Source organism: Streptomyces sp. NPDC002958, assembly GCF_055563255.1.
In genome coordinates this window covers 142674-156103 of sequence record NZ_JBVHDS010000011.1, presented here as the reverse complement: position 1 = coordinate 156103, position 13430 = coordinate 142674, and the positions used below count along the sequence as shown (strand labels likewise).

The window sequence follows — 13430 nt, the reverse complement described above, 5'->3', positions numbered from 1 at the left end:
GCCACCCGAGAGGACCCGCAGACATGTCGACGACCCGTCACCTCGTCAACCGCCGACGCCGGCTGGCCACCGTCGCCGCGGAACGAGTCACCGCCACCGCCCCGCCGCGCCGGCCCGCGCCCCCGGGCACATCACGTGACGGGACCGGGCGGACCCCGGCCGCGGAGGAGACCGCGACCGACGACGATAAAGCCGTGGACGTCGCAGATACGGGGGAGTCACAGGAGCGGAAGAAGGAACTGCGACGCGAGCACCCGCCCCGCCTCCGGCTGCCCGCCGTCCTCTGCGCCCTCACCGTGCTCCTCGGTGCCTTCGCCACCTGGGCGTTCAGCTCGGCCGCAAGCCTGCGTGACGACCCGGCCCGGCAGAACACCGCCCTCACCGACATCAGCCGCACCAGCGAGGTGAAGGGGCAGATCTCCGAGGCCGTCGGTGCGGTGTTCTCGTACAACTACGCCTCACCCGCCAAGTCCGAGCGTGCGGTGAAGAGTTATCTCGTCGGCGAGGCGGTGCGGCAGCACGAGGACATGCTCGCCCAGGTACGGGCCCAGGGGCAGAAGCAGAAGCTCGTGCTGACCACGACCGTCACGGACAGCGGCGTGGAACGTCTCGACGGCGACCGGGCCCGGCTGCTGATCTTCGCCGACCAGAGCAACACCCGTACCGGCAAGTCCGACGAGACCACCTACGCGGCGGCCATGTTCGCCGTGGACGCTGTGCGCCGCGGCGGCACCTGGCGGATCTCCGCCATCGATACGTTCACCCAGTGACCCGGGAAAGAAGGGGGCACGCATGAGATTCAACGGCACCATGCGCCGCGGGCTCAGCGGCACGGCAGCCGCGGTCGCCGCGATGGCCGCGCTCACCGCGTCCCAGGCCCCGGGACTCGTCCGCCACGAACAGACCGCGAAGGAGCGCCAGGAGGCCGACGAGGTCAAGTGGTCGCACGTGGCCAACGACGACTCGTACCACACCGAACTGCCCCCGCTGAAGTCGCTGGAGCCGCCGAAGGCCGGTGTGCGGCAGAGCCCGGCCGTCGCCCGGTCCTGGGCCGAGGCAGGCATCCCGGCCACGGTGCTCGCCGCCTACCGCAAGGCGGAGAGCTCGCTCGGGCGCACCGACCCCGGATGCCGTCTGCCGTGGCAGTTACTCGCGGCGATCGGCAAGGTCGAATCCGGCCAGGCGGGCGGGGGGCGGGTCGACGCCCATGGCACGACGCTCAGCCCGATCCTGGGGCCGGTACTCAACGGCGCGGGCTTCGCCAACATCCCGGACACCGACGGCGGCGCGTACGACGGCGACAGGACGTACGACCGGGCGGTCGGCCCGATGCAGTTCATCCCTTCCACCTGGGCCCATTGGGGCAAGGACGGGAACGGCGACGGCCGCCGCGATCCGAACAATGTCCACGACGCGGCGCTGGCTGCCGGGTATTACCTCTGTGCCGGACCGCGCGATCTGTCCGTGAAGGCCGATCTGGACCGGGCGATCCTCAGCTACAACCACTCGGACACCTATCTGCGCACCGTGCTGTCCTGGCTGGAGTTCTACCGCAAGGGCGTCCACCCGGTGGCCGACGGCAGGGGCACCGTTCCGAAGAGCCCCGGCGCGGGCGGGCCGAACAGGCCGACGCACCCGGTCGGCGGTCCCGGCGCCCCGGGCGGCGGCATCATCGTGGGCCCGCAGCCCGGCGGTTCGCCCGGCCCCTCGTCATCGGAGTCCCCGAAGCCATCCGACTCACCGACCGGCTCCCCGGACCCGACAGGTTCCCCGGACCCGACCGACCCGGGGGGTTCCCCCGATCCGACCGACAGCGGATCGGCCACCCCGGACCCCGGTACGAGCCCCGACCCCGACCCCAGTACCTCGGAACCGGGCCCGGGCACGGACCCCGGCTGTCCGACGGACTCCGCGTCCCCCGACCCGGCCGACTCGGCCGGAACATCCGAATCCCCGTCGCCCGACCCGGGCACGAGCGGGGACCCGTGCGCCACGCCGTCGGACTCAACGCTCACCGGCTGACAGCACCTCGGCCAGGTCGTACCGCACCACCTCTTCCAGCTGCGCGTAGGTGCAGCTCTCGGGGGTGCGGTCCGGCCGCCACCGGCGGAACCGGGCGGTGTGCCGAAAACGGTCGCCCTCCATGTGGTCGTACGCCACCTCACAGACCCGCTCCGGACGCAGCGCCACCCACGACCGGTCCTTCTTCCCGGACCAGCGGCTGGGCGTCCCGGGCAGCCGGGCACGCTCGTGCGCCTCGGCGTCCGCCCAGTCCGCCCACGGGTGGCGGGCGAAATCGATGCGCAGCGGCTCCAGCTCCGCGACGAGCTCCTCGCGGCGCTTCATCGAGAAGGCCGCACAGACCCCGACGTGCTGCAGGACGCCCTCGGAGTCGTACAGGCCGAGCAGCAAGGAGCCGATGACCGGGCCGCTCCTGTGGCAGCGGTACCCGGCCACCACACAGTCAGCGGTCCGCTCGTGCTTGATCTTGTACATCACCCGGGTGTCGGGGCGGTACGGCAGATCGAGCGGTTTGGCGACGACACCGTCGAGCCCCGCGCCCTCGTACCGTTCGAACCACTCCTGGGCGACTGCCGGGTCCGTGGTCGCCGGTGCGAGGTGGACGGGGGCCGACGCACCGGACAGGGCCGCCTCCAGCACGGCGCGCCGGTCGGACTGCCGGGTGGAGAGCAGCGAATCGTCGCCCACCGCCAGGATGTCGAAGGCGATCAGACTGGCCGGGGTCTGCTCGGCGAGCAGCCGCACCCGGGAGTCGGCGGGGTGGATGCGCTCGCTGAGCCGGTCGAAGTCCAGCCGTCCGTCGTACGCGATCACGATCTCGCCGTCGATCACACAGCGCGGCGGCAGATTGTCCCGGACGGCGGTGACCAGTTCGGGGAAGTAGCGGGTGAGCGGCTTTCCGGTGCGGCTGCCGATCACCACCTCGTCGCCGTCGCGGTGCACGATCGCGCGGAAGCCGTCCCACTTGGCCTCGTACTGCATACCGGGCGGGATCCTGGACACGGACTTGGCGAGCATCGGCTTCACAGGCGGCATCACCGGCAGATCCATGGTCCCGATTCTTGCCCAAAGGGGGTCGTACGTCTCCCGATATGCGGCATATGTGAGCCCGGCCTACCGTGACCGTCATGGGCGCAGCGGGAAATGCGGTGGAGCTGGAAGCCGACGGACGGGCCGTACGGCTGTCCAGTCCGGACAAGGTCTACTTCCCGGAGAAGGGGTACACGAAGAGGGACGTGGCCGAGTACTTCCTGGCCGTGGGCCCCGGCATCACACGCGCCCTGCGCAACCGGCCGACCACCCTCCAGCGCTTCGTGGACGGCGTCGACGGCGAGTTCTTCTACCAGAAGCGGGCCCCGAAGAACCTCCCGGGCTGGATCCCCACCGCGCGAATCGCCTTCCCCAGCGGCCGTCCCGCCGACGAGATCTGCCCCACCGAACTCGCCGCCGTCATCTGGGCGGCCAATCTCGGCACGCTCACCTTCCACCCCTGGCCGGTCCGGAGCACCGACACCGACCATCCGGACGAACTGCGCATCGACCTCGACCCCCAGCCCGGTACGGACTACGCCGACGCGGTGAGGGCCGCCCATGAGCTGCGGTCCGTCCTCGACGACCACGGTCTGCGCGGCTGGCCCAAGACCTCCGGCGGCCGGGGCATCCATGTCTTCGTGCCCATCGAGCCGCAGTGGACCTTCACCGAGGTCCGGCGCGCCACCATCGCCGCCGGGCGCGAACTGGAACGCCGGATGCCGGATCGGGTGACCACCGCCTGGTGGAAGGAGGAGCGCGGCGAGCGGATCTTCGTCGACTTCAACCAGACCGCCCGCGACCGCACGATCGCCTCCGCCTACTCCGTACGCCCCCGCCCGCACGCCCCGGTCTCGGCCCCGCTGCGCTGGGCGGAGATCGACGACGTGGAACCGGGCGACTTCGACATCAGGACCATGCCGAAGCGGTACGCCGAGTTGGGCGATGTGCACGCGGACATGGACGAGCACGCCTTCCGGCTCGACGGGCTGCTGGAGCTGGCGGACCGGGACGAGCGGGAACGCGGGCTCGGCGACATGCCGTACCCGCCCGAGTACCCGAAGATGCCCGGCGAACCGAAACGGGTCCGGCCCAGCAAGGCCCGGCACGACGAGGGCGGCGCCGCATGAGCGCACCCGACCTGGAGCCCTCCGCGCCGCACAGAACACATGGCCGGCCGCTGAGCCGTGGCCAGAAATGGGCCGGGTACAAGAAATCGCCGTACTTCCCCGCAACCGTCCTGCTGTTCATCGTCGCTGCCGCCGCGGGACTCTTCGCCGGTTCCTACACCTATGCGATGGCCAACCCGACTCCGCACCGGATCCCGACCGCCGTGGTCAGTCAGCCGGACACGGCGCGCGGCAAGGAATTCGTCGCCGGCATGGACAAGGCGCTCGACACCTCGCTCGTCATCCGTGTGTTCGCGACACCGGCACAGGCGCGCGAATCACTGGAGAATCAGGAGGTTTTCGCGATCATACGGTCGAACAACCGTGGTGTGGCACTGGACGTCGCCGGTGCCTCCGGTGCCTCCGTCGCCCAGCTGTTCGCCGAGTCCGCGGTGAAGGTGGGGTCCGAGCTCGGTGTGCCTGTCGTGGTCACCGATGTCAAACCGCTGCAGAAGGGCGACCCGCACGGTCTCGCCCTCTTCTACATCTCGCTCGCCGCCGTCATCGTCGGCTTCGTCGGCGCGATGCAGTTGAATGTGCACGCCCGCGATCTGATCCCGCTGGAACGGATCGCGTTCACCATCGGTTACGCCGCGCTCGGTGGTTTCGCCATCACCGCGGTGGTGGACTGGTGGCTGGGCGCGGTCGATCTGCCGTTCTTCGAGTCCTGGCTGATCCTGTCCTTCACGATGTTCACCTCGGGCATGGTCTTCACCATGTTCAACACCCTGATGGGGCGCTGGGCCGTGATCCCGACCTGGGGCCTCATGGTGATCCTCGGTAACCCGTCCTCCGGCGGCGCGGTGTCCTGGCCGCTGCTGCCGTCGCTGCTCGGGTACATCGGGCGCTGGCTGCCGCCGGGTGCCTCCGTCAACGCCCAGCACACCGCGGTCTACTACCAGGGCCATCAGCGGATCTTCCCGTTCCTGGTCCTCGGGGCCTGGGCGCTGGTCTCCTGCACGGTGTTCTGGGTATGGCGCCACCGGCACCCCGGAGGCCGTGACCACATGCCTCAGCATGCGGCCACGGCCACCTGATACCGGCCAGGGGCTACAGCTCCTTGATCCGGATGTCGCGGTACGAGACCACGTCCGTGGTGCTGTGGACCTGGAGCCCGATGTAACCGGAGGCGTACCGCCGGCCGTCGGTGCCCGGGTCGTCGCCCCGCGGCGGCTCGAAGACCTGACCGCCGTTGTTGTCGAACTCGTTCAGCAGGACGCCGTTGCGGTAGACCGAGTAGTGCTGGTCCACCACCCGGATCTCGTAGTCGTTCCAGGTGCCCTTGGGAGTGACCCCGGCGCCGGCCAGCCCGATCCGGTCGAAGCCGTAGACCGAGCCGGTCTTGTACATGTCGCCGTCCGGACGGTCGAGGATCTGCACCTCATGGCCGTACTTGATGGCGACCCACTCCGGACGCGGCTCCTCCGGGTTGTCGTGGACGTTCGGGAAGCGGACGAACACACCACTGTTGGCATTGCCCGTGCCGGGGGCGTCGTCGCGCCACTGGAGCTTGAGCGAGAAGTCGCCGTACTGCCGTCCCGGGAACCAGAGCATGCCCATGCCGTTCACCGCGGTGGAGCTGGTGATCGTGCCGTCCGCGTTGAGCCCGAACTTCCCGCCACCGACCTGCTGCCACTTCGCGAAGGACTCCGCCGTGCCGTCGAAGAGCTTCTTGTACCCCTCGTCCTGGCCCGGCCTGCCGATCCCTGACTGCTTGGCCGCCCGGTAGATCTTCCTGTGCTCGCGGGCGTCGATCACACCGGCGGTGAGCAGCTGGTCGAGGACGCTGTCGACGTGCTTGAGGAACAGCGCGTGCGACGACCAGTCCTTCTCGTCCTCGATCAGCTCATTGATGGTGCAGCGGTTGCCCGTGATGCGGTTGGGAACCCCGGTGTCGACCGTGCCGACGATGACGGTGAGCCGCTCGTCGAACTCCGGGCAGTTCGGTGCCGGTACGCCCCCGCTCTCCGCGACGGTGAAGGACACCTGCTTCGCCTCGGAGGTGTTCCCCGCCTTGTCCGTCGCCCGGTGGGCGACGGTGTGGTACCCGACGCGGTCGACGATGACGGTGGTGGTGTACGCGAGGTACGGGCCGCCGTCGAGCGAGTACTCGACCTTGTCCACGCCGGATTCGGCGTCGGTCGCGGTGATGGTCACCTCGGCGCTGGTGATGTAGGCGTTGTCGGAGTTCTTGTCGCCCTCGACCCTGGCCGTGGTCTCCGGCGGTGTCTTGTCCTGGGTCGGCGGTGCGACGACGGTGAAGTCGACCGATTTCTCGGCCGCCGCGTTGCCCGCCCTGTCGGTGGCCCGGTAGCGGACCTGGTGTGTGCCGGTCTCGTGCACCATCACGGGGGCGGTGTACGGCTGCCATGCGCCGTCCGCCCCGATCGCGTACTCGATGGTGTTGACGCCGGACCCGGTGTCGGAGGCGGTCACGGTGACCGTCGCCATCCCCAGGTACTGCCCCTGATCGTCCTTCTCACCGGACACGGTCGCGGAGGTCTCCGGCGGTGTCCTGTCGTCCGTCGGCGGTGCGGCGACCGCGAAGTCGACCGACTTCTCCGCCGCCGCGTTGCCCGCCTTGTCGGTGGCCCGGTACCGGATCGTGTGCGTCCCGACCTCGTTCACCACGACCGGTGCGGTGTACGGCTGCCAGGCGCCGTCCGCTCCGATCGCGTACTCGACGGTGTCGACACCGGAGCTGTCATCGGTCGCCGAGACGGCGACCGTCGCCTGGCCGATGTACGCGCCATCGGCGTTCTTGTCGCCGTCCACCTTCACCGAGGTCTCGGGCGCGGTGGTGTCCGCACCGCCCCCGTCCTCGGTCACGGTGAGGATGCCCTGCATCGCCTCGTGCCCCGGCATGGTGCAGTGGTAGAAGTACCGGCCGGGGGAAAGCGTGACCTCGGCGGTGTGCCTGCCGCCCTGGTCGTCGGCCGGGTTGGCGAGGATGTTCAGTGTGACGTCGTTGTTGAATTCCGGGTCCGACACGCTGAAGGTGAGGGTGTGCGGCATCCCCGTGGTGTTGCCGGTCGCCGCGCTGTTCTCGAAGACGATGGTCGCCTTGCCGGCCACCGCGGTCTTCGGCGCGGACAGATAGCGGTCGATGGGGTCGCCCGCAGTCCAGGTGAGGACCTGGTCGGCCGCCGCGGCGGCGGGAGCCGCCGTACGGCCGTACGCCGCCGTCGAGGTCAGCCCCAGCACCATCAGGAACGAACCCAGCAGGGCGAGCCACAACCGGGCGGGCCGGTACCGCTGTCGCAAGAAGATCGAACGGTGTCTCACTGCACTGCCGCCTTCCTGGCCAGATCCTCGGCGGCCGGGGTCGGACCGCCGCCCTTGTACGTCACACGCCACAGCGCGGACTTGGAGTCGGAGGTGAAGAAGCCGCGCCCGTAGTCCAGGACGTACAGCGAACCGTCCGGGGCGAACTTCCAGTCCATCAGGTTGCGGATGCCGTCCGCCCCGACCGGGATGATCTTCTTCAGTGACTCGGCATGTGTGGGCAGCCCGCCCTTGCCGACCGTCCTCGGGTCGGTGAGCACGGCGTGCCGCGGCTGGGTGCCGTCGTAGAAGTCACCGACGAACCACTTGCCGTCCCAGTAGGAGGGCCACTTGTCGGCGCTGGTGCTCGCCGCGTCGTACCGGTAGACCGGGCCGTTCATCGTGGCCTGACCGCCGCCCTTGAGCCACGGCAGCAGCTGCTTCTGCTCCTCCACCTTGTAGCTCGGGATGCCGTTCGCGTCGCGCGGGTAGTCCACGCCACCGCCCTGCGGCGAGTACCAGATGGTGTTGGAGGTGATCGGCGGCAGGTTCACCAGGCCGTCGTTGTTCGGTGACTCGTTCTTGGGGTGATCGCAGTTGTACCAGCCGAGCGGCCTGCTCGGGTCGGGCAGATTGCGGTCCCGGTAGGGCTGCTTGTTGCCCATGCAGTACGGCCAGCCGTGGTTGCCCGCCTTGGTGATCGCGGCGAACGTGTCGTACTTGGCCGGACCCCATGTGGTGCTCGGCGAGCCCGCGTCGGGGCCGACCCAGCCCGCGTACAGCGTGTCGGTGGTCTTGTCGACGGAGATCCGGGCCGGGTTGCGTACCCCCATTACATAGATTTCGCCGCGGGTCTTGCCACCGCCCTCGTCCGGCTCCTTGCCGGTGAAGAGATTGCCCTCGGGGAGCGTGTAGGTACCGTCGTCCTCGGGGTGGATCCGCAGGATCTTCCCGTTGAGGTTGTTGGTGTTACCCGCGGTGCGCCGGGCATCGGCGAACGAGACACTCTTGTAGCTCGGCTGCGGGTTGTTTCCGGAGTAACCGTCGGTGAAACGCGAGGAGTTGTTGTCACCGGTCGCGATGTACAGGTTGCCCTTGGAGTCCCAGGCCATCCCGCCGCCCGCATGGCAGCAGCTGTGGATCTGGACGGGCCAGTGCAGCAGCACCTTCTCGGAGGACAGGTCCAGCTTGTCGGTGGCCGGGTCGAGGGTGAAGCGGGAGACCTGACGCACCGCCATCTGCTTGTCGCGGTCGATCTTCGAGTGGGGTGTGTAGTGCAGATATACCCAGCCGTTCTCCTCGAAGTCCGGGTCCAGCTCGATCCCGAGCAGCCCCTCCTCGACCTTGACCAGCTCGTCGCCGCCGCCCTTGTTGCCGAAGACGGTCAGTTCACCGGCGAGGGTGACCTTCTCGGTCTTCGGATCGTAGACGTGGATCTGTCCCAGACCCTTGCCGATGTCCGGGTTGTTCCAGTCGGTGATGACCGGCTTGCTGCTGTCGGCGCCGCCGCGCCCGATGTACAGCACCCGCCCGTCGGGGGCGGCGACCAGGCCGTGCGGTTCGCCGATCTGGTCGTTCTGGCCCGGCTGATTGGGCTGGGTGACGCGCTCCGCCTTGTAGTTGGAGGTGACCGTCGCCTTGCAGTCGGCTTGCGAGATCCGGGTCGTCCAGTTCAGCGCGCCGCGCAGATGGTCGCGGAAGTCGGTCTCCGCGAAGCCGTCGACCGTACCGCCCATCGCCGTGTAGAAGGACCGGCCGCCGTCGTAGTCGCGGCACCAGGAGATCGGATGGTCCCAGCCATTGGCGCTCGCGCCCGGCTTGTATGTGAGCTCCCTGACGCGCGCCACGGTGTGCACATCGCCGGATGGATTCTTCGTCCAGTTCAGCCACTTGTCCGGGCGCTTCCACTCCAGCGGCAGGTTCTTGGTCGCCGGATGCTGCCGGTCTCCGATCTCAACCGTCGCACGCTGTACGTTGGTGGGGCTGTCGGCCGCCGGGCGGGCCCCGACCAGGCCGGTGAACCAGTCCGAGTACGGTTCGGTGCGCGCCGCGCCGTGGATGCCGAGGAAGCCGCCGCCCGCCTCCATGTACGCCTCGAGCCCCGCCTCCTGCTCCGGGTCGAGAACGTCGCCGCCACCTGTCAGGAAGACGACGGCGTTGTACCTGCCGAGCTGCTTGCCGTTGGTGAAGACGGCAGGGTCGTCGGTGGCGACGGTCCTGAACCGACCGGCCTCCGGCCCGCTGAGCCCGATCTTCTCGATCGCCGCGATCCCGGCGTCGACGGTCGGGGACTCCTCGGTGGCGGAGGCGTGGAACACCAGCACCCTGACGTTGGCGCCGCCCGGCGGCGACGGCAGGGACAACGTTGTCGCGCTACTCCGCGAGGGTTCCGGATAGGGTCTGGCGCTGGCGGCGTTGCCGCCGAGCAGGGAAGCGGTCAGTGCGCCGGTCGCCAGGGCCGCCGCAAGTCCGCGTCGCGATCTGGACCTGTGATGTGGTGTGCGCTGCATGTGGTCACCCACCCCTCTTTGGTCACTGCAACAGCGGATGAAGCTAGACCTCTTTTCGCGGCTCGCCAATAGCTATGGCAGCAATGGCACGAACTTTGTCCTGGGTGTGGATAAACGAAGATCCCCCGGCTACGGTGTGGGCCGTCCGGGGGGGGCACCCGTGCCCCGCCAACCTCTGCTACCTCTGAAGCCGCCGCAATCCCCGTAACCTCCGTAATCTCCGCGGTCTACGCAGTCTCCGCGATCTGGGCAAGTTCGCAAAAACTTCGTAAATTCCTTAGTGCAGTGGGGAGTTCGACATGGATAGAAGGAGCTTCAACCGGCGGTTTCTGGTCGGTGGTGGGGTGGCGGCCGCGACCGGCTTGACATCGTTGTCGCTCGGTACGATCGAGGCCAGCTCGGCGGAACCCCCGCCCAAGACCGCCCCAGCCGGAGGCGTCGTTCGCCATCTCAAGCTGTACGCGGAGAAGCTGGCGGACGGTCAGATGGGATACGGCCTGGAGAAGGGCAAGGCGTCGATCCCGGGACCGCTCATCGACATCAACGAGGGCGACACCCTGCACATCGAGTTCGAGAACACCATGGATGTGCCGGCCAGCCTTCATGTGCACGGTGTCGACTACGACATCGCGAGCGACGGCACCCGTATGAACAAGAGCATCGTCGAACCGGGTGGCACCCGCACCTACACCTGGCGCACCCATGTGCCGGGCCGGCGCAAGGACGGCACCTGGCAGCCGGGCAGTGCGGGCTACTGGCACTACCACGACCATGTCGTCGGTACGGATCACGGCACCAGCGGCATCAGGAAGGGCCTGTACGGGCCGGTGGTCGTCCGGCGCAAGGGTGACATCCTGCCGGACAAGACGATCACGATCGTCTTCAACGACGTGACGATCAACAACAAGGCGGCCCACGAGGCCCCCAACTTCCAGGCCACGGTGGGCGACCGGCTCGAAGTGGTGATGATCACGCACGGCGATTACTACCACACGTTCCACATCCACGGTCATCGCTGGGCGGACAACCGGACCGGTCTGCTCACCGGCCCGGACGACCCGAGCCGCGTCATCGACACGAAGATCGTCGGCCCGGCGGACTCCTTCGGCTTCCAGGTCATCGCGGGCGAGCGTGTGGGCGCCGGTGCGTGGATGTACCACTGCCATGTGCAGAGCCACGCCGACATGGGCATGGCCGGACTGTTGTTGGTCGCCAAGGCGGACGGCACCGTACCGGGGTACGACCCGCACGACATGACGACACACGACACAGCCGCGCCGGACAAGGCGGCGCCGGACAAGGCGGCGCCGGACAAGGCGGCGCCGGACAAGACCGCGCCGGACAAGACCGCTTCGGGTGACACCGCGCCCGGCAAGACAGCGAAGGAGTCGGCCGCCCACGACCCGGCGGCGCACGGGTCCTGACGCTGTCAGTTCTCCGACACCGCTCCGGCTGCTTCGGCCGTTCCAGTGGCGAGGCGCAGTTGTTCCTCCTCGACGATGCGTCGGGCCAGAGCCCCGTCCGACACATCCACGGCATCCGGCGCCGTCTCGGCGACGTCGCTGCGCCGTGCGTACAGGTCGAACAGCCGCTCCTGCGGGCCAGGATGTTGAGCATCCGCTCGTCGACGCTGTCGGCCGCGAGCAGCCGGTGCACCTGGACGGTCCTTATCTGACCCATCCGATGGGCGCGGGCCACCGCCTGGTGCTCCATCGTCGGCTTGATGTGGTTCGCAGATGATGACGACCGAGGCGGCCTGCATGTTCAGTCCGACACCGCCCGCCTGGATCTGGCTCAGCAGGACGGCATGCCCCTCGACGGCACCGAATCCGTCGATCATCTCCTGGCGCCGGGCAGCAGGTGTGCACGGCATCGACGGCGCGGGCGTGATCAGCCGGCACCGCACGCGCCGTGTCCAGCAGCCGTTCGGCCTGCTCCAACAGCTCCCGGGCGGCCCTTCCCGTGGGCGCCCCGGCCTCCGCCGGTCCGGCCTCCGTCAGTTTGGCCTCTGTCATGTACGTTCCTCTGTCCGCGCAGTCCGGCTGCCGTCCTGCCCGGCACCTGCCCCGAGCGACTCGTATCGTGCCACGCGGCGCCGGCAGTGCCGTCGGCTCAGGGCGTGGGCGGCCGGCGTTCCGCCGGGGAAAGCAGCAGCACCTCCAGGGCCCGAGCGCAGGACAGGGCCTGCGATTGTCAGTGCCCGGTGCAAGACTCGGAACGTCAGGAAGAACCCCCGCACCGCGAGAACGGGCCTCGTCGAAGGAGCTCACCATGCTCACCACCCGTTTTGTCAACGGAGCACCCAATTGGATCGATCTGGGTACGCCCGACCTCGACGGGGCCATCGCGTTCTACACCGGTCTCTTCGGCTGGGAGTATCTGGCCGGCGGCCCGGAGACCGGCGGGTACGGCATGTTCACGCTGGGCGGGAAGACGGTCGGGGGCGCGATGACGATCACCGAGGAGCAGGCGGAGCCGTCCTGGTCGGTGTACTTCCAGTCGTCGGACGCCGACGTCACGGCGAAGGCGGTCGGGCAGGCCGGCGGCAGTGTGCCGTTCGCCCCGATGGATGTCCTGGACTTCGGTAGGGTGGCCGGTTTCAAGGACCGGGCGGGAGCGTTCTTCGGTATCTGGGAGCCGAAGGAGAATCCGGGCCTCGGTGCCGTGGGTGTTGCGGGCTCCCTGTGCTGGGCCGAGCTGTACACCCCGGACGTCCCTGCGGCCGCCGCGTTCTACAACACCGTTTTCGGATGGGAGACCGCGCAGACGCCGTTCCCGGGAGGCGGCGGGTCCTACACGGTGATCCGGACCAAGGGCGGCGATGAGGACGCGAGCTTCGGCGGTCTGGTACCGCTCAACACCGTTCCCACGCAGGCGGTCGCCGGGCCGCACTGGCTGCCCTACTTTGAGGTCGACGACTGCGACGCGGCCGTCGCGGAAGTGGAGCGGCTGGGTGGCAAACTGACGCTGGAGCCGATGGAGATGGAAGGCGTGGGCAAGTTCGCCGACGTCGCCGATCCGGATGGGGCGGAGTTCGCTCTGATCAAGAGTGCGCAGACGCCGGAGAGCTGACCGGAAGCCACCGGCGCGCCGCATTGATGCAGCGTTGATCGGTCGTTTATCGCTACCGGGCACTGTGGGACCCATGCTGATCAACACCACGGCCGACCCCGCGCTCGCCTGGCAGGAGACTGCGCTGTGCGCGCAGGCGGGGCCCGAGTTCTTCTTTCCCGCCCCCGGCAGCTCCACCCGTGAGGCCAAGCAGCTCTGCAACGCCTGCGAGGGGCGCGCGGCCTGCCTGGAGTACGCCCTCGCCAACGATGAGCGCTTCGGCGTATGGGGCGGTCTCTCCGAGAAGGAGCGGGACCTGCTGCGCAGAACCGGTCGCGAACGGGCCTGAACTCACCCTGCCCGCATGACGATCCGGTTCGCCCGG

Annotated in this window: 9 protein-coding genes and 3 pseudogenes; 7 read left to right on the top strand and 5 right to left on the bottom strand. The window is 68.9% G+C overall.

Features of this window, described 5'->3' with window-relative positions; all coding sequences use genetic code 11:
• Window positions 1-23 precede the first annotated feature (23 nt).
• Together ACZ3IC_RS21080 and ACZ3IC_RS21075 are read left to right on the top strand one after the other, a co-directional pair.
• Complete coding sequence (locus tag ACZ3IC_RS21080) at window positions 24-770, top strand: hypothetical protein (RefSeq protein WP_467418110.1); 747 nt, start codon at window positions 24-26, stop codon at window positions 768-770.
• 22 nt (window positions 771-792) lie between these two features.
• A complete protein-coding gene (locus ACZ3IC_RS21075) occupies window positions 793-2022 on the top strand; it encodes a lytic transglycosylase domain-containing protein (protein WP_467418108.1) in 1230 nt (409 codons plus the stop codon).
• Here ACZ3IC_RS21075 and ACZ3IC_RS21070 read toward each other — a convergent pair.
• The gene (locus ACZ3IC_RS21070; protein ID WP_467418106.1) at window positions 2005-3072 is read right to left on the bottom strand and encodes an ATP-dependent DNA ligase; all 1068 of its coding nucleotides are present in this window, start codon (window positions 3070-3072) and stop codon (window positions 2005-2007) included. The genes ACZ3IC_RS21075 and ACZ3IC_RS21070 overlap by 18 nt on opposite strands.
• Before the next feature lie 98 nt (window positions 3073-3170).
• Between ACZ3IC_RS21070 and ligD the strand changes: the two genes are divergently transcribed.
• Window positions 3171-4181 (top strand): non-homologous end-joining DNA ligase, encoded by a 1011-nt coding sequence (gene ligD, locus ACZ3IC_RS21065; protein ID WP_467418173.1) that lies wholly within the window; start codon window positions 3171-3173, stop codon window positions 4179-4181.
• Complete coding sequence (locus ACZ3IC_RS21060; protein ID WP_467418104.1) at window positions 4178-5257, top strand: ABC transporter permease; 1080 nt, start codon at window positions 4178-4180, stop codon at window positions 5255-5257. Before ligD ends, ACZ3IC_RS21060 begins: the two co-directional genes overlap by 4 nt.
• 13 nt (window positions 5258-5270) lie before the next feature.
• Here the strand turns inward: ACZ3IC_RS21060 and ACZ3IC_RS21055 are convergent, their stop codons facing one another.
• Complete coding sequence (locus ACZ3IC_RS21055) at window positions 5271-7427, bottom strand: OmpL47-type beta-barrel domain-containing protein (protein ID WP_467418171.1); 2157 nt, start codon at window positions 7425-7427, stop codon at window positions 5271-5273.
• Between the two features lie 74 nt (window positions 7428-7501).
• Window positions 7502-9940, bottom strand: coding sequence for a ThuA domain-containing protein (locus ACZ3IC_RS21050; RefSeq protein ID WP_467418170.1), 2439 nt, complete (start codon window positions 9938-9940; stop codon window positions 7502-7504).
• A gap of 353 nt (window positions 9941-10293) precedes the next feature.
• On the opposite strand from ACZ3IC_RS21050, the pseudogene ACZ3IC_RS21045 reads away from it, so the two are divergent.
• Window positions 10294-11244: pseudogene (locus ACZ3IC_RS21045) on the top strand (multicopper oxidase domain-containing protein); the annotation flags it as partial.
• A 59-nt stretch (window positions 11245-11303) separates the two neighbouring features.
• Here ACZ3IC_RS21045 and ACZ3IC_RS21040 read toward each other — a convergent pair.
• Both ACZ3IC_RS21040 and ACZ3IC_RS21035 read right to left on the bottom strand, forming a co-directional pair.
• Window positions 11304-11357, bottom strand: a pseudogene (locus ACZ3IC_RS21040) (hypothetical protein); the annotation flags it as partial.
• Between the two features lie 66 nt (window positions 11358-11423).
• Window positions 11424-11852 (bottom strand): annotated as a pseudogene (locus ACZ3IC_RS21035) (C-terminal helicase domain-containing protein); the annotation flags it as partial.
• A 413-nt stretch (window positions 11853-12265) separates the two neighbouring features.
• Here ACZ3IC_RS21035 and ACZ3IC_RS21030 point away from each other — a divergent pair.
• Together ACZ3IC_RS21030 and ACZ3IC_RS21025 are read left to right on the top strand one after the other, a co-directional pair.
• Entirely contained in the window at window positions 12266-13066 is an 801-nt protein-coding gene (locus ACZ3IC_RS21030; RefSeq protein WP_467418102.1) for a VOC family protein, read from the top strand.
• 73 nt (window positions 13067-13139) lie between these two features.
• Complete coding sequence (locus tag ACZ3IC_RS21025) at window positions 13140-13394, top strand: WhiB family transcriptional regulator (RefSeq protein WP_467418100.1); 255 nt, start codon at window positions 13140-13142, stop codon at window positions 13392-13394.
• The last annotated feature ends 36 nt before the right edge of the window (window positions 13395-13430 follow it).